This is a genomic window from Paenibacillus sp. ATY16, from assembly GCF_003399985.2.
In the GTDB taxonomy this organism is placed as follows: domain Bacteria; phylum Bacillota; class Bacilli; order Paenibacillales; family Paenibacillaceae; genus Pristimantibacillus; species Pristimantibacillus glycanilyticus.
In genome coordinates this window covers 102904-129245 of the sequence record NZ_NMOK02000004.1, presented here as the reverse complement: position 1 = coordinate 129245, position 26342 = coordinate 102904, and the positions used below count along the sequence as shown (strand labels likewise).

The window sequence follows — 26342 nt, the reverse complement described above, 5'->3', positions numbered from 1 at the left end:
TTTCTTGGAGGTTCTGATCAGCATTTTATAAATTATAACTAAACAGTTAGTTAAATATAGTGCTTTCTAACCGGTTAGTCAAGTATGATATACTAGGTCAAAAATGAACGAAGGATGATTACGGATGAGAAATGCCGAAGCGACACGCGAACGGATTCTGGAAGCCGCTATGGAAGAGTTCTCTACTTTCGGCATTGCCGGGGCGCGGGTCGACCGCATTGCCAAAACCGCCGGCTGCAATAAAAATCTAATCTATATTTATTTTGAAAATAAAGAAACGCTCTTCACCACGGTTCTGGAAAAGCATCTCGACCAGGCGTTCGAAGGCATTCCCTTCTCGCTTGACGATATTTCGGGCTTTGCCGTCAACGTCTTTGATTTCGCTATGGCCAACCCAAAGATTATGCGGCTGCTTATGTGGTTCACGCTGGAGCAGAATACGGTCAGCAGTCTTCCCGTACGCGATGTCGCCCATGAACAGAAGATAGACAAAATAAGCGAAGCGCAAGCAAGCGGCAAGATAATCTCGACCCTTCCCCCCGCTTTTCTTCTAACGTCCATCATGACGATTGCGACCTCTTGGGCGGCAACCAATCCTTTTGGCCCCGGACTGAATCCGGAAGCGGCGAAAAATCACGATGCTCTGCGGGAATCCGTCGTCAAAGCGGTCGAGCTGCTGCTCCAAGCCAAATAAATAAACGCCCGATGAATGCCTTTGCGCTTCGTGACATTCATTAGGCGTTTTTTGTGTTATAGCCGTTTTCTCCTTTGATATGCCGAAGACAGGTTGTTATGATCGAGGTACCGATACGAGCAGCGACTAATTTAAGAAAAGGGGCGAGTTTATGATTGAAATTACGACTGAGCTGGTGCGTGGATTAATTAGCAGTCAATTTCCGGAATGGAAGGACTTAGAGATCAAGCCCGTGGAAAAAAGCGGCCACGATAACCGTACCTACCGGTTAGGCAACGAAATGACCGTACGCCTGCCGAGCCATGAACGTTATGCCTCCGCCGTTGCGAAGGAGCTGCTGTGGCTTCCCGTGTTTAAGCCTCTCCTATCTCTGCCGATACCCGCTCCCGTTGCTCAGGGCAAGCCTACCGCGGAATATCCTCTTCCTTGGTCCGTTAACCGCTGGCTCGAAGGCGACACCGTTACGTATGCCAACATCCGCGATCTCAACGAATTTGCCGAAGACCTTGCCGGCTTTCTGAAAGAACTGGAAGCCATCGATGCGAAGGATGGCATTCCGGCAGGCATACAAAACTTCCATCGCGGGGGAAACTTAGCCGTATACGATTCCGACTCCAGAACGGTTATCGAGAAGCTGGAGGGCGAGTACGACCGGAAGCTTCTAACCGAGATTTGGGAGCTTGCCCTTGCGACGAAATATGAAGCGGCTCCGCTATGGCTTCACGGCGATATTGCCGTAGGCAATCTGCTTGCGCGGAATGGCCGGCTATCCGGCGTCATCGACTTCGGAACCATGGGTGTCGGCGACCCCTCCAGCGATCTGGTCATGGCATGGAACTTTTTCGACGAGGCCAGCCGCGAAGTATTTTTGAGTGCCATGAATGTCGACCGGGATACCGTTAACCGCGCACGCGGCTGGGCCCTGTGGAAGGCGCTTATCACTTACGCTTGGAATGAGCCGGGCTCGGATGCTTCGGATTGGGGCAAGCGTGTTATCGATGTTATTGTTCAGGAATACGGCAGCTAACCGGATATCCCTCAAAATTGACATAACAGGTCCATTCTTTACGCTTATCCCGCAGCCCGATTCAAGCGAATCCGCCTTTCCGGTATAATTATTTTTAATATTTCGTAAAAATTCGAATCCGGGTGAGCGCCATGCTAAAAGTAATGATTGTCGAAGACGAACCGCTTATTCGCGCTGGCTTAAAGCATTATTTCCCGTGGGAGCAGCTCGGCGTTGGCGGGATTGTGGAGGCCGAGAACGGCAAGGCCGGCGTAGACGTGGCTCTGCGGGAAAAGCCAGATTTAATCGTGACCGATATACGCATGCCCGAGATGAACGGGCTCGAAATGATCGAACAGTTAAAGCCGCTGCTTCCGAATGCCAGCTTTATCATTCTTACCGGCTACAACGAATTCAAGTATGCGCAGGAGGCTATTCGTCTCGGCGTTGTTCAGGAGTATTTGCTTAAGCCGCTGGAGTATGACGTCAGCATGGAGGCGATAACGGCCTGCATCAACCGGCTGGAGCAAAAGCGGGAAGAACGGCGGAAGAAGCAGGACTTCGAGGCAAAAGCCGCAGAGCTGACGAAATGGCAATACGGCCAGGCTGTGAAGCAGCTCATGGACGGAAGCTTATCCGATCTGCCGGGCTGGAGACAGCTGCTTGGACTTCATGAGCAGTCAGAGCCGACTTACGTGGCATTAGCGGCAAGCTGCTTTGGCCGCGGCGGACTGCAGCAGGAGCGCAAATGGCGTCAGACGGCGGAGCAGCTTATCGGCAATGCGGCTGCCGACATTTCCCCGGTGCATCGGCTTATGGGCTATACGAGCAGAGGCAGGCTTTACGTTCTGTTGGTACTGGCAGGACTATCCGATCCGGCAGAGGCAGACCAGCTTCTAAGCAAGCGGCTAGCCTCTTCTTTAAATCCTTTTCCTCCCGATACTCGGCTTTATCTCTCCGTAGGGGCAGCAACGTCCGATCCGGCACAAGCAGGAGCTGCTCTCAAGTCCGCCGGACAAAGCCTGCTCCAACGTTTTGCTTCACCCGAACAATGGTTGATATCGGCGGCTCACCGGCCGGCGGACGAATCCCCGGCAGGCGGAGACCGCTTCGTCTCGCTTCACCCGGATGACCGCAAGAAGCTGCAAGCCTGCCTGGAGCAAGGGGATTCCGCTGCAGCCAGCGAGCTGATGGACAGGCTATGCGAGCAATCGGAGCAGGCTCTGCCCCATGTTCAAGCGGAGCAATGGCTCGTATTCCTGCAGGAGATCATTAACGTCACCCTGCGCTTTGCCCACAAGGAGGGCATACCAACTGAGGGAGTATCCAGCGAGAAGCTGCTGGATTTGTCTTTTGTCCATGACTACGGAACCCTTAAGAGCTTATTTGATTATTTGGCGTTATGGGTCGTGCACCTGAACGATGTCTATTCCAAGCAGACCCATTCCGCTTCCCAGGAGAATGCGGTGTTCAGCCAGATTAAAGGGTTTATCGAGAAAAATATTGATCAGGAGCTTAGCCTGCAGATGGTAGCCGATCATTTCTTCTATAACCCCTCGTATTTAAGCCGGCTGTTCAAGTCGAAACTGAATCAGAACTATTTGAGCTTTGTCACCGAGATTCGCATCGATTATGCCAAAAAGCTGCTGCGCGACCCTAACCGGCTTGTGACCGACGTATGCGCGATGTGCGGTTACAAGAGCTACAAGCATTTCGTGAAAATGTTCCGGCTTGTGGCGGGCGCAACGCCAACCGACTATCGCAGGCAGCTGGGCATTATGCACTAATAGAAAAATGGCGATGCAGGGTTATCCTGACATCGCCATTTTTCAGCCTTTCACGGCTCCCATCGTAATGCCTTGCGTGAAGGCTTTCTGGAACAATAGGAAGATCACAATCATCGGAAGCGAAGCGAAGGCCGCGCCAGCCATCAACACGCCGTACGGCGTCGTATATTCTCCCTTCAGCGTTGCGACGCCGAGCGGCAGCGTCATCATAGGGGTAGAGCGGATCATAATGAGCTGGCTGAAATAATCATTCCAGGCATTGATGAAGGTAAAGATCGCAAGCGCCCCAAGCGCGGGCTTGAGCAGCGGAAGCACGATGCTGTAATAAAGCCTCAGTTCGGAGCAGCCGTCCACCTTGGCCGCCTCGAGCAGCTCTCCGGGCAAGGTCTGCGCGAACTGTTTAACGAGAAAGATGCCAAAGGGCCAACCGATCGCGGGAAGAATTAACGCTTTATAATGATCGATCCAGCCGAAGTCGGCAATCATCGTGAATAGCGGGACCAGAATAACCTGCTTGGGCAAAGCCATGGCTGCGACAAACAACGTAAAAATGATTTTCCGGCCGGGAAACTGCTTTTTTGCCAGCACGTAACCCGCCATGGAGGCTACGAGGCATACGCCCGCCATCTCTGCCGCGGCAACAAAGAAGCTGTTGAAGGTCCAGCGCCAGACGGGATTTTTGAACAGAACCGTGAAATTCTCGAGCGTTGGAGCGTGCGGGAACCATTCCGGCGGAATAGCCACTGCCACGTTTTGCACCTTGAAGGCGCCGGTAACGATCCAATAAAAGGGAAAGATAAAAAACAAGGCCACCGCAAGAAGCACGATATTCGAGATCAGCTTTTTTGGTTTTTTTCGAAACGGCATGGATGCATGCATGAGCTTTCCTCCTAGTACTCGACGTCGCTGCCCAGAAATTTGAACTGAATGAGCGAAATGATGCCAATGACAACGGCCAGAATCATGCCCATCGCGGCTGCTACGCCAAATGACCCCAGCATAAACGCTTTCTCGTACACGCCGTACATGACGGTCGAAGTGGCGTTAAGCGGCCCCCCAGCGGTAAGGAGCTGGACAATCGCAAAGGTCTGGAACGTATTAATCGTCGTGATAACGATAATGTACAGGTTGGTTGGCATCAGCATCGGCCATATGATCTTCCGGAAAATTTGTCCCGGGGTGGCCCGGTCAATTTGAGCGGCTTCGATGTAGGAGGTCGGGATATTCCCCAAAGCGGCTACGTACAGAATAATCGGCTGGCCGACGGAGGTCGTCACAAGCACCGCGATAATCGCGAATAACGCCGTCCGGAGATCGCCCAGCCAGGCAATGGGCTCCGCGCCAAACAGGCTGGTTACATAGTTCAGAATGCCGTAATTCGGGTCATAGATAGAGGCCCATACCACGGTGATGCTGACTACCGAGGATACCGCCGGCAAGTAGAACACACCCCGGAAAAAGGATCTCGCGAGCTCGCTTTTCCGGTATATCGTGTTGGATACAAAAATCGAAAAGGCAATAACGGCCGGGACGGTAATTAGAACGATCAATATCGTGTTCTTCATCGATTTCAGAAACGTCTTATCCCGGAACAGATCGGCATAATTGCGGAGTCCAATGAATTCGAATCGGTTCAGACTGTAGTCGAACAAGCTGATATAAGCGCCTCTGAGCATCGGATAAGCGACGAACAGCAGGAAGAAGGCAAGTGCGGGAAGCAAGAATAAATAACTGGCCAGCCATTCGCGCCATAATAAGCGTTTGGATTTTAGAGCCGTCAGAAGCATGATGCGTCTCTCCTTTCTTTCTGAAAAAAAGAGCAGCGCAGAGGCGCATATAAGCCGGTGCAAGCTTGGCTTCTATGTCGTTCAGCCTATGCGCTGCTCAGTAGTACGCTTTCCTATTTCAGCTGGGCTTTGGCCTTCGCAATCGCTTCATCGGCGCTTTTCGCAAAGCTGTCCAATGCCTCTTTGCCGGTCTGCTGGCCTAACAGAACGCTTTGCAGTACCGGGAACCAGTACGTGCGGATTTCCGCATAGCCGTCCGCAATGGTTGGAGGTGCCGTAATGAACTGGCGGGCAAGCTCCGAGTAAGCATATTCCTCATCGTCGTACAGGCCCGTAACCGAATTGCGAACGGACAAGCCGCCGGTCTGGATCAGGTTTTTCTTGCCGTATACTTCGTCATTCGCTACAAAATCGATAAACGTTTTTGCGGCCGCAATCTTCGCATCGTCGCCGTTGTTGAAGATCGCCATGCCTCCCAAATAGGGCTCCAGCTTAGGCGCTGATCCGTCCAGCGTTGGGAACGGCAGCAGCGCTTCTTCAAACTCCGCTTTTTTGAGCGTCGAGTTCTGCGCTTTCAATACGGCCGAGTAGTTGATGGAGAAGGCCACCTTGCCTTGCAGGAACAAATCGTTGACATCGGACGCCGCGAGAGCAGCCGATCCCGAAATGACCAGCTTATCCTTCTGGGCTTGGGCAATCCAGTCCAGCGCCGCGCCGGCTTGATCGGTATTAATCGCAACGGCGGAGAGATCATCCTTCAGGAAAGACGACAACCCAAGATTCGCAATATACGCCCGCGTGCCTTGGTCGCCCGCTTGGCTCTTGGCGAAGAAGACGGATGGAATAACGTCCGGTGCCTTCTCTTTCACCGCTTGCAGCGCAGCCTTATACTCGTCAAAGCTCCATACGCGGTCCTTGCGGTCCAGCGGAAGCAGATCGAGGGCGCCTATTTTTTCGAACACCGTTTTGTTTACGGCCATCATGAACGGAGCCGTGTTAATCGGGTACATGACCGTTTTGTCGCCCACCATGGACTGCTTCCAGAACGCTTCCGGAATATCGCTGCGCACTTCGCTTGAAATCATGTCGTCGAGCGGTGCGAGCAGTCCTTTCTTACCCCAGTCGATAACTCGTCCGGGAGCGTCATAGATGACATCGGGAGCGGAGTTGGAGGCAATCGCCACGTTCAGCTTCTCCGGCCCTCCGTCGAATGTAATCATCTCGAGATTCACTTTAATTTCCGGGTGTTTCTGGTTGAATGCGGCAATCATTTCTTTCTCGTACTTGCCAACCTCACCGTCTAAAGCCTGGAAGTTGGGAAAGTTCCACCATGTAATCTCAACGGGCTTTGCTGCCGGTGTTGCTTCCCCGCTGGCCGTTGCCGTATTCTGCGGTTCGTTTGTCGTCTTGTTGTTTGGCGCATTGTTGTTGGAACTGCAGGCTGCCGTAAGCATAGCTAACAAGATAGTCGTTATAATCGTTGCCTTCTTCTTCCGTGCTGCCATTTCTATTCCCCCTGCTCCTGATTGAAGACAAGCAGCTGCAGCTTGCCCGTCTCCTGCCGTTTAAGCATAATTTATTTGAAAAAGGGGGAGAATCCCCCGGTTTTTACATGACATTCCCCTTTTTTTACGTCATCTCGTCTATATTATCATTGCAGTAGCAAATGTTATAAACAGTGCTATATTTAGGTCATAAAGGAGGCGGGAAGCTTGGGCAGATTCAGACAATTGCGCGTCAATCATCAAATTTTCATCCTTATGATTTGCATTATTACCCTTCCGCTGACGATCATGTCGGGCATCGTGTACCTGTTCTCGCTTCAAACGGTCAAAAACGAATATCAGAACAGCGCCAATCTTATTCTGAACAATTTGTCCTTCAATATCGACCAGTACCTGCAAAGCATTGAGACCGGCACGCTTACCGCCCAGCTCGACAGCCAGCTGCAAAGCTCGCTTGTCCATTGGTCGGAGAACAAGAATACGGATCCAAGCGATATCAGCATCAAATACGGCGGCGTCATCGAACAATTTATTAGCCGGATTGAGCTTACGGTTAAGAACGTCGACAGCGTGCAAGTATTTGCCGGCGGCCGGATCTTCTATTCGGCGGACTTTAATCAATCCGACTATAACACGGATGATGTCTTCAACCAGGACTGGTATAAGAAAACGCTCCATTCGCAAGGCAAGGCGGTTTTATTTGGCGCGCATACCCCTTTTCTGCGGACGAATTCTTCCGAATCGGTCATTTCGATCGCCCGGGTCATCAACAAGACGGGAACCCGAACCAATCTTGCCGTCATCCTTGTCGATATCCGGCTTGATTCCCTTCGCGAGATCTTAAGCTTGTCCGAGAATACGAACCGTAATTTTCTTATTCTCGATGACGAGGGCGGCATCGTCTATTCCTCGGACCCTAATCAGGAGCAGCTGCTGAAGGATCTTGGACAGCCGGGCAGTCAAGCGAAGCTGCAGGCTTACGCGGGGAACTATTACTCCGCCATGAACGGCGTCCCTTCTTACCTGAACTTTATTACCTCACCTTTCTCCGGCTGGAAGGTTATTCAGTACATGGATGAGCATAACATGACGAAGGATGCGGCCATGTTCCGCAAAATATTGCTGTGGGGCGCTTTATGCTCCCTCGTTACCGCGCTGCTCTTCATGATTATGCTGTCCAAGCGCGTCACCAAGCCGATTATTCAGCTCAGCAAGCAGGTCAGGGCGGTTGGGCTTGGCAAGTTCGACGTCGACCTCAGCACGGAGCGGCAGGACGAGTTCGGCGTGCTCTATAAAGGTATCCGCAAAATGGTCGAGGATCTGCAGGAGCATATCGAGCGGTCGTCCATGACGCTGGCCCAGCAGAAGGTTGCGCAATACGGAGCGCTAAAAAGCCAGATTAACCCGCATTTCCTGGCCAATGCGCTTGAGTCGATCCAGATGAAGGCGATTATTGCGGGACAACGGGATATTGCGGATATGGTGGGCTTGCTTGGCCGGCTGTTCCGCATTCATATTCAGACCGGCAAGGATATCGTAAGCCTGCGGGAGGAGCTGGAGCATACCCGGCTGTACGTGAAGGTGCAGCAAATGCGCTTTGGCGATAAAATCAGCTACTCGGAAAAAATCGAGCCCGGCGCCGAAATGCTTCCGGTTCTGCATTTCTCGCTGCAGCCGATTGTGGAGAACGCCATCGTTCACGGCTTGGAGCGTAAAAGCGGCCAGGGCAGCCTTGAAATAGCTGCTTTTGTCTCCGGGCAAGCCCTGCATATCGAAGTCGCGGATAACGGTGCCGGCATGACGGAGGAGGATTTCGCAAAGCTCCGTCAACGCTTGAACGAAGCCGCCGAGGACACGCTTGGCAGCACGCATATCGGCGTCAAAAACGTGCAGGACCGCATCCGCTATTATTACGGCGACGGATACGGTCTCGCATTTGAAAGCCGGCCCGGAGAAGGTACAAAGGTGACCCTTCGGTTCCCTGCCGCCAAAGCGATATCCGACACCCCGCGTTAACTAAAAATCTCTGAAAGTCTCGTCCAAGCGGCGGGACTTTTTTCTTCTTCGCTATTTTGGAAGCGCTTCCCACAGAGATACCTCTCTTTTTACACCCCAAGGTTCATTTTTTACCTCATCGCCCGAAACCGCAGGCAAATCTAATTTTTTGTGTTAAAACGTTAGCTAAGGACAGCCGGCAGTCCTTACCGCAGTTCAAACCAACGATCGGAACGCTATGTTCCAAAAGGGAGAAAATTATTTTCATCCGTTTCCAAGGAGAGAAAATAATTCTCCAATTACTTCAAGAACAATAGGGGGACTAACCGTGAGCCTGCAAAAATTCCATGGGATCATTCCGGCTTTTTACGCTTGCTACGACAATGACGGAAACATCTCGAAAGACCGTACCGGACAACTTGCGTCCTATCTGTTAGCCAAGAAGGTACAAGGCGTGTACGTAGGGGGAAGCTCGGGCGAGTGCATCTACCAGAGCATCGAAGAGAGAAAAGCGGTACTCGCTTACGCAGCGGAAAACCTGAGGGGCAAGATGACGCTTATCGCTCACGTTGGAGCGCCGTCCACCAGAGACAGCATCGAGCTGGCGAAGCATGCCGCAGAGCTCGGTTATGACGCTCTTTCCGCTATACCGCCGATTTATTTCAAACTGCCGGACAGCGCGGTCATTCGTTATTGGAACGACATTATCGATGCAACCCCGCTTCCGTTCATCATTTATAACATTCCGCAGACGACCGGCTACCAGTTAACGCCTGCGGTATTCCGCAAGCTGCTTGCAAACAACAAGGTTATCGGAGTAAAGAACTCGTCTATGCCAGCCCTCGACATCGAGCGGTTCAAATCCGCCGGCGGCGACCGCGTAATCGTCTTTAACGGTCCGGACGAGCAATTCGTGGCTGGCCGCATCATGGGAGCGCAAGGCGGAATCGGCGGCACTTATGCCGCAATGCCGGAGCTGTTCCTGGAAGCCAACGTACTGCTGCAGGAAGGCAAGCTGGAAGAAGCAACGCGTCTTCAAAGCGCGATCAACGACATCATCATTGCGCTTTGTTCCTTAAACGGCTCGATGTATGCCGGCATCAAGGAAGTGCTTCGCGCAAGAGGGGTAGACATTGGCGGCGTTCGGGCTCCGCTCGAGAACCTCAGCGGCAATGACGGAGAGAAGATCCAGCTGATTATCGCGAGTATCGATAAGGCCATTGCCGATTTTGTTCGCTAAAAAATTCCACTGCCAGATCAGATCCTAACACGAAAAGGGAGCGGTTAAAGATGAAGAAATGGTCCATGGGCATTACCGCGGTAACGATTATGGCTTTGCTCGCCGGATGCTCCGGCAATGCCAATAACGAGGGTTCAAGCGCAAACGGCGGCGGTAATTCGAAAGGCAAAGAAAAGGTCGCGATTAACGTATGGCTGACCCCGCAATGGAAAGGCGTGCTGGATGCAACCGAGCAGGGCGCCGATTACGACAGCTTCCTGAAATACGCGGCCAAGAAATTTACCGGGCAATACGACAAATATGACGCTGACATTAAAGTGGAAGTCGTCGCCGGCGATCAGCGGGACCAGCTGCTGAATGTCAACCTGAACGGCGGAACTGCTCCAAACGTCTTCTTCGAAAGCACCTTCGCCATGGGCGACTACGTGCACCGCGGCGCGCTTGAGCCCCTTACCGACATCATCGACGACAATGCGAAGAGCGATATCGCCCAGAACTACTGGGACATGGTGACGTTTGGCGACGATATTTACTTCTACCCGTTCCAGAACAACCCGGGAACGCTCGTCTACAACGCAGATATGTTCAAGGCAGCCGGACTCGAGCAGTACGTCGGCGGAGAGAACGAGATCAAGACCTGGACGCTTGCCGAATACGAGCAAATTCTTGAGGGTCTCAAAACCAAGCTTCCTAAAGACAAATACTCCAACGCTTACCCGATGGCACTGTTTGCCGTCAACAACCAAGGGGATACCTGGAACCTGTCTTACCTGAGAATGTTTGGCTTGGACTTCTTCGATAAAGACGGCAATATCGTGCTTGGCGAGAACGGCGTTAAATCGGCGGCATGGCTGAAGAAAATCTACGACGCCAAATATACGAATCCGGGCGCGGAATCCGTCTCCTCCAATGACGCAAATGCCATGTTCCAAAACCAGCAGCTCGCCATCAGCTTTACGAATCCGGTTCTGTTCAACGGCATTAAAGCCAATATGGCAAGCGGCACTTCTCCTAAGTTCGATATCAGACTGGCGAATATCCCTTCGGAAAGCGGCGACCCGCTGACCTTCACTTACGTCGTTGGCGCAAGCGTATTCCAATCCAAGGATCCGAAGAAAACCGAAGTGGCCAAAGACTTCGTGAAGTTCTTCTCCAGCGATCCAGAGCTCGTGAAATCGTCGAAAAACGGCATTCCGGTGCGCGCATCGGTTATTAAAGAGCTGAGCGGCGAGAATCCGTTCTTTGCTGCCTACGATGCGAACTCCAAATACATTTTCAACTTCAGCGGCAACGTTCCGGGCTACAGCCAATTGCGCGAGGCGCTTTATCCGGAGCTGCAGGCTTTGTACATGGGGGCAAAAACGCCTGAGCAAGCCATTAAAGATTATGTAACGAGCGGCAATAAGGTTATTCAGTCCAACAAAGAAAACTCGGTCATTTATAAGAAATAGCTAGGTTAGACAAATAAACAGGATCAGCGGCTCTTCGTCTTCGGGGAAGCAGGAAGAGCCGCTAATCGGAAAGGCAGCCACCATGCGCATTCGGAACAGTTTTGTGAAAGAGAACCTTACCGGCTATTTGTTTATTTTACCGCAAATGCTCATATTCCTTGCTTTTCTCGTGTATCCGATACTGGAAGGCATCCGGCTCAGCTTTTATAAAATCAATTACCAGAATGAAACCTTTGTAGGCTTCGACAATTACGCAGCGTTGTTTCATGATCCCGTCTTTTTCAAAGCGCTCGTGAATACGGTCGTGTTTGTTGTATTTATCGTTCTGTTAACCGTAGGCTTTGCCCTGTTTGTGGCATCCGCCATCTTCGATAAAAATGCCAAGTACGTTTCCTTCATCCGGGGAAGTTACTATATACCGGTCATGGTCTCCATGGTCGTCATGAGTATGGTGTGGAGTTTCCTGCTTAATCCGGCTAACGGCCTCATCTCCTATTTCGCAAGAGAAGCTGGGCTGGGCACGGTTAATCTGCTCGGCAATACGCAGACGGTCATGCCCGTTATTATCTTCGTGACGTTCGCCGGCAACGTCGGTCAGTCGATTATTCTTTATATCGCTTCCATGATCGGGGTATCGAAGGACCTCTTCGAAGCCGCCGAGGTGGACGGGGCCAACAGATGGCAGGTCATTACGAAAATCCTAATCCCTTCGGTTCAGCCGACCACGATCTACATTACGATCATCAACATTATTGCCGTGCTGAAGATTTTTGTGGTTATTCAGCTTCTGACAGGCGGCGGGCCTAACAACGGCTCCGTCACCCTTATGTATTACTTGTACAATAACGCGTTCAAATACAACCAGCTTGGCATCGCTTCCGCAGTTGGCGTTATCATGTTCGCCATCACCTTGCTGCTGTCGATCCCTCAATTAAAGGCCATGCTCAAACAGAAGTAGAAGCGAGGAGTTGAAATCACGATGTCGCAACCGAAGAAAGCAAATAAACTGCAGCCCTTTGATCTGGTGTCGAATATTCTGGTTACCTTCTTTGCGGTAATCAGCTTGTTCCCTCTGTATTGGCTGTTCACCAGCTCCTTGAAAAATAGCTCCGATGTGGTGAAAATGCCGCCGGACTGGTGGCCCGCTTCCATTACCTTCGCCAACTACGTCGATATTTTCCGGAACCAGCCCGCTTTAAGATGGACGTTCAACAGCATCTTTGTCGCCGGAGCTACGACGATTCTTGTCATTGCCGTTGGCTCGATGGCGGCTTACGCGTTCTCGAAGATCCATTTCAAAGGCCGGCAGATCATCTTTATCGTGTTTATTTCGAGCCTGATGATTCCAAAGGAAATTATGATTGTCCCTTTATTCCGCATTGTGCAGGATTTCGGTATGGTCAACAGCTTCCACGGCATGATCTGGCCTAACGTAGCCGGCGCATTTGGGGTGTTCCTGCTGAAGGGCTTTTTCGACAGTACGCCGGATGCGCTGCGGGAAGCAGCCAAAATAGACGGTGCCGGGGAGTGGCGGGTCTTCCTGCAGATTATGCTGCCTATCGTCAAGCCGGGCATCGGAGCTTTGTTTATTTTGAACTTCGTGCAGATTTGGAACGATTACCTGTGGCAGCTTGTGATCGGTCAGGAGAAGACCATGAAGACTCTGATGGTTGGCACCGCAACCCTGATGCAGGACCTCAATCCGAACTTTGCCTACAAAATGGCGGGAGCTACCGTTGCCGCGGTTCCCATGCTGATTATCTTTATTTTGTTCCAGCGCTATTTCACTTCCGGGGCTACGGCCGGTGCCATTAAGGAATAGCTTCACACATTGAGAGAAGAGAGGTCATTGGCATGAATAACTTGTTTAAGCGAATACATGGAAAGCTGGTCGTCTCCTGCCAAGCGCTTCCCGAAGAGCCGCTGCACAGCCCGTTTATTATGGGGAAAATGGCCTATGCCGCTTCGCTTGGCGGAGCGGCCGGCATCCGGGCAAACAGCGTGGAGGACATCCGCGAGATTAAGACGCGCGTTAACCTGCCGATTATCGGCATTATTAAGCAAGTATACGGGGATTGCCCCGTATTCATTACGCCAACGATGGCAGAGGTGGACGCGCTTTGCGAGGAGGGCGTTGAGCTTATCGCCATGGACGCTACGGACCGCGTCAGACCGGATGGCTCGACGATCGCCGAACTGTTCCCGGAAATCCGCGCGAAGTATCCGAACCAGCTGTTTATGGCGGACTGCTCGACCTACGAGGAAGCGCTGCAGGCCGCCGAGCTTGGCTTCGATTGCGTGGGCACAACGTTAAGCGGTTACACGGAAGCAACAAAAGGCCAAGCGCTCCCTGACTTCGGGCTGATTACCAAGCTGGTGCAAGCCTTGAATGTGCCCGTTATTGCCGAAGGCGGCATTTCATCGCCGGAGGAGCTGCGCAGGATGTTTGACCTTGGCGCGTATTCCGCCGTTGTTGGCTCCGCGATTACAAGGCCGATGGACATTACGAAACGTTTTCTGAAAGCGCTGGAGTAGATCCCATGCGGATTCTAGCGGCGGATATCGGCGGCACCCATACAAAGCTTGGTCTTTGCGATGAGTACGGGAACATTGAGCGGTTCACGGAGTATGCCACGGAGAGCGCCCGGGGCGGCCCGCATGTTGTTAAGCGGCTGATGGAGCAGCTGTCTTCCTACACGGGTTATGACCGCATCGCAATCAGTACGGCCGGACAAGTAAACGCCGAGGAAGGTTCTATCGTGTACGCCAACGCCAACATTCCGGACTATACCGGCATGCAGCTAAGCAAGATCGTTGGCGAGCGGTTTAAAGTGCCGGTAAAGGTGGAGAACGACGTAAACGCGGCGGCGCTTGGCGAAGCCCGCTACGGCGCGGGCAAAAACCTTGCAAATTTTTTATGTCTTACCTTTGGAACCGGCATAGGCGGCGCTATTGTCATCAACAACCGGCTTTATAAAGGAGCGAATGGAGTCGCGGCGGAGTTCGGCCATATGTTCACGCATCCGTCGTCCTACTATGAAAGCTTCGCTTCCACAACCGCTCTGGTAAACGAGGCGCGGAAGGCCGACCCGGCCTGCGTCAACGGCAGAATGTTATTCGAGTTCATTCAACAGGGCAATGAGCAGCTGGACGGAATCTTGAATAGATGGATTGACGAGGTCAGTCTTGGCCTCGCTTCCTTGATTCATATCTTCAATCCGGCGGCTATCGTTGTTGGCGGCGGCGTAATGGAGCAGCTTCCTTTAGTAGAACGCGTGGAAGCAAGAACCAAAACGTTGATTATGAGCAGCTTCGCGGGCGTTGCCATCCGTCCGGCTGCGCTGGGCAATAAAGCCGGCCTGCTTGGGGCGGCATCCTTGTTTCTAAGCTAGGGGGGACAATTTGCGGGAGATCAGCATTACCTCAACGATTCATTCTCATTACAACCGGTTTACGGCCACGGAGAAAAAAACAGCCGATTATATTTTGGAGCATGCGGATGCCGTCGTCTATATGTCGATTACGGATCTGGCCGAGGGCTGCGGCGTAGGGGAGGCCAGCATCTTTCGGTTTTGCAAAGCTTTGGGCTTTAAAGGCTATCAGCAATTCAAAATTGCGCTTGCCCACAGCATCTCCGCGGATAATGAAATTCCTCAGCTCTCCGGCCAGGTAAGAATACAGGATACGCTGGAGGACGCCGTCTCCAAGACGCTTCAGAGCAACATTAATGCTTTAAATGAAACGTTCAAGCTTATTCAGCTGGACAGCATCAACCGGGCGATTGATCTGCTTATCCGGTCCGACCGGTTTATTTTCTACGGAGTGGGCTCGTCCTTGATGACCGCAATGGAAGCGAACAACAAGTTCATGCGCATTACGAACAAGACCGGCTGCTCCGTTGATTCGCATCAGCAGGCGATGTCGGCTGCTCTAATGAGCGAGAAGGATGTCGCGATTATTATTTCCTACTCGGGTTCAACCAAGGATTCCATTGAGGTTGCGAAAAAAGCCAAAGAGCGGGGAGCCGCGATTATTGTCATTACCCGCTTCGTCAAATCGCCGTTGACCTCCTATTCGGACATTACTTTGCTGTGCGGAGCCAACGAAGGTCCGCTGCAAGGCGGTTCCTTATCGGCCAAAATCGCGCAGCTCTATCTGCTTGACGTGCTGTACGTCGAATATTTTAAACGCACCTATGAAGCATCCATCGTAAACAAGGAGAACACGTCGGCGGCGGTTGCCGTCAAGCTGTTCTGATAAGGAGAAAGGGGAGCAGGCTATTATGATACTTGGTTTATTATCTGGGGCGAATAATCCTCATTCCGGCGGCTATGCCGTCATTGACGAAGCCCTGCAGGCTTTGCGTCAATGGAGCGAGAAGAAGGAATGGCCGGAGGGCAGGCTGGAGCTGCGAGGTGACCAGCTTTATATCAACTTCATGTCCTTCGATACAAAGAGCCCAGCGGAGCAAGTTGCGGAGAAGCATGATCAATACCTCGACATTCATTATTTAATCGAAGGCTCCGAGCAGATCGGATGGTCGCCGCTGCGAGAGGGTATGATTCCATCCCAGCCTTATGACGAGAAGGACGACTATGCGTTATACGCTCCTCAAGCCGATGAGCAATTGTTGGCGATGAAGCCGGGTATGTATGCCGTCTTTTTCCCCGATGACGTTCACCGGCCGGGCATGGGCGACGGTTCGATGATCAAAAAAGCCGTCGTTAAAATTCACAAGGCGCTACTGACGTAGCGCCTTTTCGGTCTTCATTCGCTTATTTCCTGCTCCATGCCCAATAGCTTCGCATACTGCGCATACAACTCTTTGTAACCAAAGTTATAAGCCTTATGCCCAACCATGGATGGCATGTCCTTTCCTTCCAACCGTCCCGCAAGTCCGACTAAGCATAAATGCCAGCCTGCCGCATAAGACGGAGCTTGCTTATGCTCCATGAATCTATGCTTGAGGACAAGAATAGTCCGCTCCTTATCGCCGCTTAACTCCCAACGCAGAATATCATCGCCCCATTGCAATACAAGAAGCTGCGGCGCTGTTACCTCCAGGACTGCACCCTGCATGGTCTCTGCCTCAGGCATATCGATATGCTCCAGCTGCACGGCTCCGACGGAAACAAGATCTCTTTCCGGTTTAAACGGACCCCATGAAGCAAGCTGCTCCGCCTCGGTAAGCGTTGCCCATACTTCATCAATCGGATGCTCCAATGTGCGTACAAGCACGAGCACCCATTTGTCTCCGTCTCTATTCAGCCTTGGATATTCTTTATCCGTAATGATCATGACTCTTCCTCCTCCTTGCGTAATTGTTTCTTTTTCTTGAGATATTCATCCATTGCGTCAACATGGCGGTTCCATTTGGACCGATAAGCACTGAGCCACATGTCGATCTCCGCAAGCGGTCCCGGTTCAAGCGAGTAAATGCGCTGCTGGGCTACGATTCTTACTCTCACCAGTCCGGTCTCCCGGAGCGCCCGCAAATGCTTAGAGACGAGGGGCTGCGACATATCCAAAGCCTCTACTAGCTGAGAGACGCTTGCGTCTCCCCGAAGCAGCATATCCATGATGCGTCGGCGCGAGGGCTCGGCGACTATTGCGAATGTGCTTAACACAACCTTCAACCTCCTCTACATGCGTTTATTATAACCTCAAGGTTATATAACCACAAGTTTATATAAAAAGAAGCGTTTAAACTTTTTAAATAATTTCCCAACGGATCAATCTTCCCTGACACACTGTTGTCAACAAGGGTAGCTTATGATGATCTCAGATGATTGTTCAGCAATCAATTCAAGGAGAAGAAAGGAATGGGATCAAATGACGAATAAATTAGGTGCCATCATTGGAGGACTGCTGCTGGCCATTCTAATGGCATCCATGGATAACACGGTTGTATCCACGGCGATTGGCACAATCGTGGGAGAGATGGGGGGACTCGATAAGTTCGTTTGGGTCACCACCGCTTATATGGTCGCGGAAATGGCGTGTATGCCAATCTTCGGCAAGCTCTCCGATATGTACGGCCGCAAGCGGTTTTTTATCTTTGGGATTATCGTGTTTATGATCGGCTCGGCGCTCTGCGGAATGGCCCATTCGATTATCGAGTTAAGCATTTACCGGGCTGTTCAAGGGGTTGGAGCCGGTGCGATGGTATCCATTGCGTTTACGATTTTGTTCGACGTGGTGTCCCCGAAGGACCGCGGCAAAATGATGGGAGCGTTCGGCGCTGTATTTGGCCTCTCCAGCGTAGTTGGTCCTTTGCTTGGCGGCTATATTACGGATCACCTCAACTGGTCGTGGATCTTCTACATGAACCTTCCGCTTGGCTTCATTGCCCTGCTGATTATTGCTCTGTTCTACAAGGAATCGGCGACCCACTCGAAGCAGCGTATCGACTGGGCGGGCTCCATTCTTCTCGTAGGAGCTGTTGTCTGCTTTATCTTCGCGCTGGAGCTCGGCGGCAAAACCTATGCCTGGGATTCTCCGCAAATTATCGGTCTGTTTGCCGGATTTGCCGTTCTTGCCTTCCTGCTTGTCCTGGTCGAGAGAAAAGCGGCCGAACCTATCATCTCGTTTGGCTTATTCCGCAGCAGACTGTACACCACAAGCAATCTGGTCGCTATGCTTAGCGGCGCGGCTTATATGACGGCAGCGATTTTTATTCCGATCTACGTGCAGGGCGTCATTGGCGGATCCGCCTCTAACTCCGGTCTGACCCTTTTGCCCATGATGGTTGGTTCGGTTATCACCGCAACGCTAGGCGGATTCCTCATGACGAAGCTGCAATACCGGACGATTATGATTGGAACGCTTGCCATTCTGCTCATAGGCCTTGCTCTTCTCTCGCAAATTACGGTAGAATCTTCTCGACTTTTCATCACGGGAATTATGATTCTGATTGGTCTCGGAATCGGCGCTTCCTTCTCCGTATTAAGCAGCTCGGTGCTTCATTCGTTCCCTGCCGCGCAGCGAGGAGCGGCAAGCTCGACCTTGAACTTCAACCGTTCGCTTGGCATGTCGCTTGGCATTACGGTCTTCGGTATTATTCAAAGCCACAGCATGCTCTCGAAGCTTACCGAATCGCTTGGCAACGGCACGGTTCCCCCTGGCTTGAATTTAAACGATCCGCATTCCTTGCTGAATCCGGCATTCCGGCAGACCGTCGATCCTCAGCTTCTGGATACGATAACGGCGGGGCTGTCGAGCTCTATTGGCGCGACCTTTGCCTGGAGCCTAATTCCTGCGGCATTAGCCTTAGTTGCGGCATTTCTGATGTCGAAGGACAAAATGGAGGCGCCCGCCGAAGGCGAAGAATACGCGGCCGCACACTAATCATATTACGGCAGGCTGGAGCATGCCGGTTTAGGAGAGATAACGATGAAGCTGGAACGGTTAATGGCCATTACGATTTTGCTGCTTAATCGAAAGCGGGTACAGGCGCAGGAGCTGGCGGAGCAGCTGGAGGTTTCCTTGCGCACCATCTATCGCGATCTCGATTCGCTTGGTCAGGCTGGCATTCCCATTGTCTCCTACACCGGCATGGAGGGCGGCTATGAGATCATGGACAGCTTCCGGCTGGACCGGCAGCTCTTGTCCTTCGATGAGCTGACCGCTCTCTTCACGGCGCTTCGCGGTCTGGAATCAACAAACGCTTACGACCGCTCGAATATGGATCTCCTCCTTAGCAAGGTTGGCGCCATGGTGGCGCAGGCCGAGCAAGGCCGGACAGGTGAAGGAAACCGTATTCAGGTGGATTTCACCCCTTGGAAGAACAGCGAAGAGGATCAAGCGCGGTACGACCAGCTCCGTCAGGCAGTTAATGACCATAAGCTGATCCGATTCCACTATACGAGCAGAACCGGCGGCGAGCAGGAGCGCGAGATCGAGCCTATGGCCCTTGTTCTGAAGAACTACTCCTGGTATCTTCACGGCTATTGCCGCTTGCGCGAGGATTACCGCATCTTCAAGCTGACGCGTATCCGGCAACTGAGTATTCAGGCCGGCACCTTTACTAGACGGACAGATTCGCTGGAACAGCTGAACGACAGGTGGAATACACCCGAGAGAAGAGGCGCAAGCGAGGGAATTCCTGCCGTCCTGCAGTTTAAAGCGGCGGCCGCCCTATCCGTCATGGACCATTTCGACGAAAAAAATATCGAACGGCTGCCGGACGGACAGCTTATCGTGCGAATGACATACTCGAGTGAGCACTGGCTGATCCGTAACGTGCTTCATTATATGACCGATGTTATGGTGCTCGAGCCCGCCTCGATCGCGGCAAAGATTAAACAGACCGCTCTGGAAATCGCGCGTCAGTACGGCGGGCTGGAACAGGAATAAGTCACTCTTAAGGAGGCTTGCCCATCATGACCTTGCAAGGAAAAGTAGCGATTGTTACAGGCGGTGCCCAGGGGATCGGGAGAGCGGCTTGCATGCGGCTCGCCAAACAAGGGGCGAAGATTGCAGTTAGTGATTTCGAAAGAGATTTAACCGAGGTGGTCTCCGAGATCAGGGCAAACGGCGGCGAGGCCATTGCCATTCCGGCCGATGCACGCAGCAAGGAGCAAATGGAACAGCTTGCCCGGACCGTCATTCATACCTTTGGACAAATCGATGTACTCGTATGCGGCACATGTCAATCAGCCGAGGCGGCCAGCTTTGCCGAGCTCTCCTGGGCATCCTTCGAAAGGCAATTGACCGGTGAATTGAAAGCCGTCTTTGAGCCAACGAAGGCTGTTATAAAAGCAATGATGGAGCAGCAATCCGGCCGAATCATCTATCTGTCCAGCACGGAAGGGAAGGATCCTACCCCGCATTATATCGCTTTCGGTACGGCAAAAGGGGGCCTTGATACCTTCGCCCGGTATATCGCGCAAGAGTATGGCTCCTACGGAATCACCGCCAATGTTGTGGCACCCGGATTTGTTAGATCCGAGGAAGCCTTCATGATATCGGAAGAGGAAAGCCGCGTCATAGGCAGCTTTACCCCGCTTGGCCGGATCGCCGAGCCGGAGGATGTAGCCGGTGTGATTGCTTTTCTCGCCGGAGATGGCGCGCGGTTCCTGACTGGCACCTACACGCCCGTTGCCGGCGGTCTTGTCATGGAGTGAAACATCCATAAAATAAAGGAAGGCCCGCTGCAGCAGCTGCAGCAGGCCTTCCTGTCATTATATCTATTCTTCGTAAATCTTGGTCAACATGGCGCCCAGCGTTTGAAGCGCCTCTTCTTCGCGCTCGCCGTCCACTTCCAGCGTTACTTCGTCGCCTTTTGCCAGACCTAGGGTTAACAGGCCAAGCGAGCTTTTGCCGTTTACTTTTTTTGTTCCTTTGATCAGCTTCACACTGCAAGGGAACTCCGATGCCGCTTGAACAAAAAGCTTAGATGGACGGGCATGGAACCCGGATGGATGGATAACGGTATAGGTTTGCGATAGCATTATTGTGATCTCCTTTGCTTAACGAATTGTTGGACTTCTTCCTGCGTGCTCATGGCAAGGGCTTCTTCCGCCAGAGCCGCCCATTCCGGCTTGGACAACTGCCCCACCAGCTCGCGGGCAGGCAATATGGAACCCGCGCTCATGCTGAACTCGTCTAACCCCATTCCGAGAAGGAGAGGAATAGCCGTCTGGTCGCCCGCCATTTCGCCGCACATGCCGGCCCAAATGCCAGCCCGTTCAGCCGCCTTAATGACCATGTTCACGAGTCTCAGGATCGAAGGATGATACGGCTGATACAGATAAGCCACCGATTCGTTCATCCGGTCGGCTGCCATTGTATATTGAATCAGATCGTTTGTACCGATACTGAAGAAATCGACTTCCTTCGCGAAAATATCGGCCCCAATCGCGGCAGCCGGAATTTCGATCATCATGCCCACTTCAATCGAGCCCGACACCTGAACCCCTTCCTGCTCCAGCTTCGCTCGTTCTTCCTCGAGAATACGCTTCGCTTCGCGAAGCTCGCTCAGCACCGCAATCATCGGAAACATGATGTTCAGCTTGCCATACACGCTTGCCCGGAGCAAGGCCCGGAGCTGGGTACGGAACAAGTCCTCCCGTTTGAGGCATAACCGAAGCGCGCGTAATCCCAGGAACGGGTTGCTTTCCTTCGGCAGCTCCAAATAAGGGAGCTCCTTATCCCCGCCGATATCCAGCGTGCGAATAACGACGCGTTTGCCGTCTAATTTCTCAAGCACATGCTTATAGATTTGGAATTGCTCTTCTTCCGTCGGGAACGAGTTGCGTCCCATATAGAGAAACTCCGTGCGGAACAGCCCGACGCCGTCGGCGCCGTTCTCCAGCACTTTGTCCAGGTCTTCGATGCTGCCAATGTTGGCCGCAAGCTCGAGATGCTCGCCATCGGCCGTTACCGACGGCTGCTCGGCCAGACGCTTCAGCTGTACTCTGCGTTCATCGTATTGCTTCTTTTTCGCCTGATACTCGGCCAGCACTTCTTCCGAAGGATCCACAATCACTTTGCCTTCCGTCGCATCCATAATGACCAGTGCGCCATCCGCGACGGCTGCGGCCGAAGGGCCCGCGCCTACTATCGCAGGAATCTCAAGCGAACGCGCCATAATAGCGGAATGCGAAGTACGGCTTCCGATCTCCGTTACAAAGCCGCGGATATAATTCAGGTCCAGCTGCGCGGTATCCGACGGCGTCAGATCCTCTGCCAAGATGATGGTTTCCTCGGAAATGCCGGAGAGCGAAGCATACGGCTTGCCGATCAGGTGGCTCATCACCCGACCGGAGACGTCTTTGACATCGGCTGCGCGCTCTCGGACCATCTCATTGTCCAGCTCCAGCAGCATTCCGACAACGGCAGCCGTCACTTCGTGCAAAGCGTATTCCGCATTAAGCTTCTCGTCCGCGATTTTGTCGAGCACCGAATCCACTAGGTCCGGATCCTCCAGCAGAAAAAGATGCGCTTCGAAAATTTCCGCTTTTTGCGCGCCTAGTCTTTCCTCGGTTTTTACGCGGATCTCTTCGATCTCGCCTTTGGATTTCTCGATGGCCTGCCGGAAACGGCCGGCTTCCGCCTCAGCATCCGTAATCGACTCCTGCTGCGGGATATAGGATGAATGGTTAAACCGAAAAACCTTTGCTATAGCAACTCCGGGAGATGCGGCAACACCGGTAATTATATTAGCCATACTGCGTACCTCACTAATGTTTGTTTTTCTCAAGCCTGGTTCTTAACGATGATTTGCGACAGCTTCGTAGCTTTCAAGGATCAGCCCGTATACCGGATGTCCTTCCGGAATCGAAGTATAATGCGACACGGTCTGCCCGATACCCTTGTCTTTAATCGATTGCTGCAGCTCAACGGCTTCCGGATCATCGGCGTTAACGAAGTGAAGCGCCGCCGCCATTACTTTTGCCAGCTGAACGGGCCTCATCCCTTGCTCATGGGCTTGCAAAGCCGGCTTCACGAGACGGTCATTGGGCGACAGCTTGCGGATCGGCGACCGCCCAACGCGGGTAACCTCATCGGTCAGCTGGTCGTTGCGGAACCGTCCGATAATCTTCTCGATATATTGATCATGTTCTGCTTGGTTAAAGCCATATTGCGCAACAAGTACGGCCCCCGTCTCCTTCAAGGTCGCCTTCACTTCGCCAACGATGGTCTCGTCGGCCATCGCCTGCTGGATCGTCTCGTAACCGCGAAGGCTCCCCAGGTAAGCTGCGGCGCAATGACCCGTGTTCACCGTGAACAATTTACGCTCGATATAAGGCATAAGATTACGTACGTAATGGACGCCGGTAACCGGTCTGTACCCCTCGAACATCGCCGATTCGTCTACGACCCACTCATAGAATGGCTCAACCGTCACTTCAAGAGGATCTTCATTGTGCTGAATCGGAACAATCCGGTCGACGGCCGCATCGGGAAAAGCAACCAGCTCCGCTGCCTTTGCCTTCGTCTCTTCATCGAAATGCCCGAATACATGCTCTTTCAGCTGGGTGCTGCCGCCGATAGCGTTCTCGCAGGCGATGATATGCAGCGGCCCTCCTCCTGATTCAATCCGTTTCTCGATCCCGCGGGCGATGCCCGCCGCAATATGCTTCAAGATGTTGACGCCTACGGCTGTGGTCACCAGGTCGGCTTCCGCTACCGCCGCCGCAACATCGTCTATTTTTGTTCCGTCAATGGCGGTTACGCCTGTCACCTGCAGCTGGTCCTTGGCTTCGTTCGCCAGCGTTACGGTGTAGGCACGGCGCTTCTGAAGCTCCGTAACAAGCGCCTGGTTGACGTCGGAAAAAATAACTTCATAACCCGATTGCGAAAGTAGGAGTCCGATAAATCCTCGTCCGATGTTGCCTGCTCCAAAATGCAAAGCCTTCATTATTCCATCCCGCTTTCGAAGATCTCGATCATCTCTTCGGCCGTGGAAGCCTTCAAGATCCGTTCCAGATTGTCGTCATCGGAGCAAACCATCGCTACATTCGTCAGAATGTCCAGATGATCGTCGCCAACCGCCGCAATGCCGATAACCAGATGCGCGATATTTCCTTCGCCGAAATCGACGCCAGCCGGAATTTGAACGATGGACAGGCCCGTCGACTTGATGGAGCCTTTCGATTCGTTTGTTCCGTGAGGGATAGCAAGGCCGCCGCCCATATAGGTGGATAGGGACTGCTCGCGTTCAACCATGCTTTCCACATAGCTGGGATCAGCGTGACCTGCGTTAACCAGCAATTGGCCCGCCATGCGAACCGCTTCGAATTTATCCTTTACCGCTGCATTCAATTTCACTTTATCCGTAGACAAAATACTCATTGTACGTCACTCGCTTCCGCTTTTATATTGAAAAACATTCTAAGATGTATGGTTAAGTAATCTCGAATTGCCTCTTCATCGCCAGCCTCGAGCAGATCAATCATGACCGTATCGAGCAGCATGGCGCTTATTTCGCTTAATACCTCGAGCGCTTCCTTCGTTAAGATCCGAGGCGCCAGCATTAATAAAAAGTGGCTTAAACGGGACGGCGATGCCGTCTCCAAAGTAATGGGAGCTTCCAACCGGTATAACGATAGCGACGGCCTCGTTATTTCTTCGCCGCGGGTATGAAATAAAGCTACCGCGGTGCCCGGTATCATCTGACTGCCGCTTTGTTCCCGCTGCAGCAGCCGCTGCGCTGCAAGACCGGCATCCGTCAGCACGCCTTTGGCTGCTTCCCGCGCGCAGGCTTCTTCCAGAATAACCGGCAAGTCTCGGCTCTCTTCCTTGATCAACACAACCTCAAAGCACCGGATCAGGCTCACCATCTCGTCGAGCGTCGTCTTAAGGCTTACCAGCTGCTCGAAGGTAGAGGCTTCGCTTCCCGTCTTCTCTTCCTTGGTCAAAGTGCCGTCCCGTTTCTGGATTAAGCCCGTCTGGACGAAAACCCTCAATCGGTCCGTCTCTGCTTGCGTTAAGAGAGGACTAACCTTAATATATTGCTCGCCGTTAAGAGGCAGATCTACCGTGGATATGATCAGATCGTATTTGTCCTTCTCCGTCCTCGAGGCTTCGTACCACGATACCCGGTCAACGATATGAATTTCCGGCAGTTCCTTCTGGAGCCTGATCTGCAGCAGCTTGGAGGAGCCGATTCCGCTTGAGCAGACCAGAATAGCCCGGACATTTTGCCGCAGCTGCTTCAGCCGCTCGAGCGATGCTCCGAAATGCATGACGAGGAATCCGATTTCCTCATCCGGCACAGCCACATCGGTAAAGACGCGGTTTGCCGCTTTGCGGACGATATGAAATAAAGACGAAAAATCCTTCTTGATCTGATCGAGAAGCGGATTACGGATATTCGTGCCTTCGTGCAGCCTCTGCAAGGCGTCCTTCAAGTGGAGGAACAGCCCGTCGCGCAGAGAACGGTCTTTGTTGTATTCGGCATCCATTGCCTGCTGCACATGCTCGATCAGAGAACGAACCGTATCGGTTAAAATCAAATCATCCGCAGGCAGCACGGATAGATCGTCGCTCTGGACGGAACGCAGCAGCCTGCCGATATAAGCCGTCTCTGCCGGCGGAAATGCTCGTTCCGTCAGCGCGGCTAACCTTTCCGTCAGATATACCGCATCGGATTCCTGACGTAACGCCGCAACGGAAGAAGCCTCAACCGTCTTCCCTGCTTTGATTCGCCTCAGCGCAATGGACAGCCTGATCAACAGATCGGTATAAGCGCCCTCGCTTAACCGGCTGCCTCCGTATTCTTCCCAGCTCCATAAGATTTTCTCGACGGCTTCCATCTCCGATTGACCAACAATCGCAAGAAGCCGCCGGTCAAGGGGATGTGCCGGGAGCTCGTTGCGGCTGGAGATGAGCTCCGTATCTTCGAACCGGTCCCTTATGATCTGGCGAATCATCTCCCGCATATGCTCTTCCTGCCCGGTAAGCTCAATCCCGTAGCCTCTTCTCCGGGTCAAGGTAGCCTCGAACCTTTGCACCCATTGGTCAAGATCGTCCAGATCATTGGCTACGGTAGGAATCGTCACCTTGAACTCATGCGCCAGAGCGAACAGCTTAACTGGCTCCTCACTCTCGAGAAGGAGGCAAAGCAAATAGATCTGTCTCTCCTCCGGCGAGTATTCAATCTCTTCCGATACGCTAACGAGCTGGGCTAATCGGTCAAGCGCCGCTTGATTGCCTTGAAGCCTTATGCCGGAGCCTGATTTTTTAAGCAGCCTTGCACCTTCGGCACGCAGGATCTCCTCCACCGCTGCCAATTCCCGGTGTACGGTTCTGGAACTCACCTGAATTTCTTCCGCGATTTGCGCCGCCGTCAGATCGTGATCATTCCGCAGCAGCAGCTCTAGAATTCGGCGGGACCGGCTGGATATACGCATTCACACAACCCTTCCTATA

25 protein-coding genes are annotated in these 26342 nt (G+C 52.6%); 15 read left to right on the top strand and 10 right to left on the bottom strand.

Annotation, left to right across the window (positions count from 1 at the left end; genetic code table 11):
• The first annotated feature begins 124 nt into the window (after nucleotides 1–124).
• The 3 genes from CFI03_RS03575 (at nucleotide 125) to CFI03_RS03565 (ending at nucleotide 3487) form a co-directional block, all read left to right on the top strand.
• On the top strand, nucleotides 125–694 hold the full coding sequence (locus CFI03_RS03575) for a TetR family transcriptional regulator (RefSeq protein WP_116394591.1): 570 nt from the start codon (nucleotides 125–127) through the stop codon (nucleotides 692–694).
• 151 nt (nucleotides 695–845) lie between these two features.
• Nucleotides 846–1721, top strand: coding sequence for an aminoglycoside phosphotransferase family protein (locus CFI03_RS03570; protein WP_116394590.1), 876 nt, complete (start codon nucleotides 846–848; stop codon nucleotides 1719–1721).
• 131 nt (nucleotides 1722–1852) lie between these two features.
• Nucleotides 1853–3487: a response regulator transcription factor gene (locus CFI03_RS03565; RefSeq protein ID WP_116394589.1), complete on the top strand. Its 1635-nt coding sequence runs from the start codon at nucleotides 1853–1855 to the stop codon at nucleotides 3485–3487.
• A 42-nt stretch (nucleotides 3488–3529) separates the two neighbouring features.
• Here CFI03_RS03565 and CFI03_RS03560 read toward each other — a convergent pair whose 3' ends face one another.
• The 3 genes from CFI03_RS03560 to CFI03_RS03550 form a co-directional block, all read right to left on the bottom strand.
• Nucleotides 3530–4366, bottom strand: coding sequence for a carbohydrate ABC transporter permease (locus tag CFI03_RS03560; RefSeq protein ID WP_205411944.1), 837 nt, complete (start codon nucleotides 4364–4366; stop codon nucleotides 3530–3532).
• A gap of 11 nt (nucleotides 4367–4377) precedes the next feature.
• A complete protein-coding gene (locus CFI03_RS03555; protein WP_116394588.1) occupies nucleotides 4378–5274 on the bottom strand; it encodes a carbohydrate ABC transporter permease in 897 nt (298 codons plus the stop codon).
• A gap of 113 nt (nucleotides 5275–5387) precedes the next feature.
• Nucleotides 5388–6779, bottom strand: coding sequence for an ABC transporter substrate-binding protein (locus tag CFI03_RS03550; protein WP_116394587.1), 1392 nt, complete (start codon nucleotides 6777–6779; stop codon nucleotides 5388–5390).
• Nucleotides 6780–6986: 207 nt separating this feature from the next.
• Between CFI03_RS03550 and CFI03_RS03545 the strand changes: the two genes are divergently transcribed.
• From CFI03_RS03545 to CFI03_RS03505, 9 genes are all read left to right on the top strand, one after another.
• Nucleotides 6987–8795 (top strand): cache domain-containing sensor histidine kinase, encoded by a 1809-nt coding sequence (locus CFI03_RS03545; protein ID WP_116394586.1) that lies wholly within the window; start codon nucleotides 6987–6989, stop codon nucleotides 8793–8795.
• A gap of 307 nt (nucleotides 8796–9102) precedes the next feature.
• Entirely contained in the window at nucleotides 9103–10014 is a 912-nt protein-coding gene (locus CFI03_RS03540) for a dihydrodipicolinate synthase family protein (protein ID WP_116394585.1), read from the top strand.
• A gap of 50 nt (nucleotides 10015–10064) precedes the next feature.
• The gene (locus CFI03_RS03535; protein WP_116394584.1) at nucleotides 10065–11465 is read left to right on the top strand and encodes an ABC transporter substrate-binding protein; all 1401 of its coding nucleotides are present in this window, start codon (nucleotides 10065–10067) and stop codon (nucleotides 11463–11465) included.
• A 103-nt stretch (nucleotides 11466–11568) separates the two neighbouring features.
• Nucleotides 11569–12423, top strand: coding sequence for a carbohydrate ABC transporter permease (locus CFI03_RS03530; protein ID WP_248756443.1), 855 nt, complete (start codon nucleotides 11569–11571; stop codon nucleotides 12421–12423).
• Between the two features lie 21 nt (nucleotides 12424–12444).
• A complete protein-coding gene (locus CFI03_RS03525; protein ID WP_116394582.1) occupies nucleotides 12445–13287 on the top strand; it encodes a carbohydrate ABC transporter permease in 843 nt (280 codons plus the stop codon).
• Nucleotides 13288–13319: 32 nt separating this feature from the next.
• The gene (locus CFI03_RS03520) at nucleotides 13320–14000 is read left to right on the top strand and encodes an N-acetylmannosamine-6-phosphate 2-epimerase (protein WP_116394581.1); all 681 of its coding nucleotides are present in this window, start codon (nucleotides 13320–13322) and stop codon (nucleotides 13998–14000) included.
• A 5-nt stretch (nucleotides 14001–14005) separates the two neighbouring features.
• On the top strand, nucleotides 14006–14857 hold the full coding sequence (locus tag CFI03_RS03515; RefSeq protein ID WP_116394580.1) for an ROK family protein: 852 nt from the start codon (nucleotides 14006–14008) through the stop codon (nucleotides 14855–14857).
• 10 nt (nucleotides 14858–14867) lie between these two features.
• A complete protein-coding gene (locus tag CFI03_RS03510) occupies nucleotides 14868–15722 on the top strand; it encodes a MurR/RpiR family transcriptional regulator (protein WP_116394579.1) in 855 nt (284 codons plus the stop codon).
• Nucleotides 15723–15747: 25 nt separating this feature from the next.
• Entirely contained in the window at nucleotides 15748–16218 is a 471-nt protein-coding gene (locus tag CFI03_RS03505; RefSeq protein ID WP_116394578.1) for a NanQ anomerase/TabA/YiaL family protein, read from the top strand.
• A gap of 14 nt (nucleotides 16219–16232) precedes the next feature.
• Here the strand turns inward: CFI03_RS03505 and CFI03_RS03500 are convergent, their stop codons facing one another.
• Nucleotides 16233–16763 carry an SRPBCC domain-containing protein gene (locus CFI03_RS03500; protein WP_116394577.1) on the bottom strand — a complete coding sequence of 177 codons (531 nt, stop codon included), beginning with the start codon at nucleotides 16761–16763 and terminating at the stop codon, nucleotides 16233–16235.
• Nucleotides 16760–17092 (bottom strand): ArsR/SmtB family transcription factor, encoded by a 333-nt coding sequence (locus tag CFI03_RS03495; RefSeq protein ID WP_116394576.1) that lies wholly within the window; start codon nucleotides 17090–17092, stop codon nucleotides 16760–16762. The genes CFI03_RS03500 and CFI03_RS03495 overlap by 4 nt, the downstream gene beginning before the upstream one ends.
• A 205-nt stretch (nucleotides 17093–17297) precedes the next feature.
• On the opposite strand from CFI03_RS03495, the gene CFI03_RS03490 reads away from it, so the two are divergent.
• Genes CFI03_RS03490 through CFI03_RS03480 form a run of 3 tightly spaced genes read left to right on the top strand, consistent with a single transcriptional unit; the run spans nucleotide 17298 to nucleotide 20590 of the window.
• A complete protein-coding gene (locus CFI03_RS03490) occupies nucleotides 17298–18812 on the top strand; it encodes an MDR family MFS transporter (RefSeq protein WP_116394575.1) in 1515 nt (504 codons plus the stop codon).
• 45 nt (nucleotides 18813–18857) lie between these two features.
• Entirely contained in the window at nucleotides 18858–19820 is a 963-nt protein-coding gene (locus CFI03_RS03485; protein ID WP_116394574.1) for a helix-turn-helix transcriptional regulator, read from the top strand.
• A gap of 26 nt (nucleotides 19821–19846) precedes the next feature.
• Complete coding sequence (locus CFI03_RS03480) at nucleotides 19847–20590, top strand: SDR family NAD(P)-dependent oxidoreductase (protein WP_116394573.1); 744 nt, start codon at nucleotides 19847–19849, stop codon at nucleotides 20588–20590.
• A gap of 63 nt (nucleotides 20591–20653) precedes the next feature.
• Here CFI03_RS03480 and CFI03_RS03475 read toward each other — a convergent pair whose 3' ends face one another.
• The 5 genes from CFI03_RS03475 to CFI03_RS03455 are packed head-to-tail and all read right to left on the bottom strand — an operon-like array spanning nucleotide 20654 to nucleotide 26323.
• Nucleotides 20654–20917, bottom strand: a complete 264-nt coding sequence (locus tag CFI03_RS03475) for an HPr family phosphocarrier protein (protein ID WP_116394572.1) — start codon at nucleotides 20915–20917, stop codon at nucleotides 20654–20656.
• Complete coding sequence (ptsP, locus tag CFI03_RS03470; protein ID WP_116394571.1) at nucleotides 20917–22635, bottom strand: phosphoenolpyruvate--protein phosphotransferase; 1719 nt, start codon at nucleotides 22633–22635, stop codon at nucleotides 20917–20919. Before ptsP ends, CFI03_RS03475 begins: the two co-directional genes overlap by 1 nt.
• 42 nt (nucleotides 22636–22677) lie before the next feature.
• The gene (locus CFI03_RS03465; RefSeq protein WP_116394570.1) at nucleotides 22678–23829 is read right to left on the bottom strand and encodes a mannitol-1-phosphate 5-dehydrogenase; all 1152 of its coding nucleotides are present in this window, start codon (nucleotides 23827–23829) and stop codon (nucleotides 22678–22680) included.
• Nucleotides 23829–24263: a PTS mannitol transporter subunit IIA gene (locus tag CFI03_RS03460; RefSeq protein ID WP_116394569.1), complete on the bottom strand. Its 435-nt coding sequence runs from the start codon at nucleotides 24261–24263 to the stop codon at nucleotides 23829–23831. The genes CFI03_RS03465 and CFI03_RS03460 overlap by 1 nt, the downstream gene beginning before the upstream one ends.
• Nucleotides 24260–26323 (bottom strand): BglG family transcription antiterminator, encoded by a 2064-nt coding sequence (locus CFI03_RS03455; RefSeq protein ID WP_116394568.1) that lies wholly within the window; start codon nucleotides 26321–26323, stop codon nucleotides 24260–24262. The genes CFI03_RS03460 and CFI03_RS03455 overlap by 4 nt, the downstream gene beginning before the upstream one ends.
• Nucleotides 26324–26342: the final 19 nt, after the last annotated feature.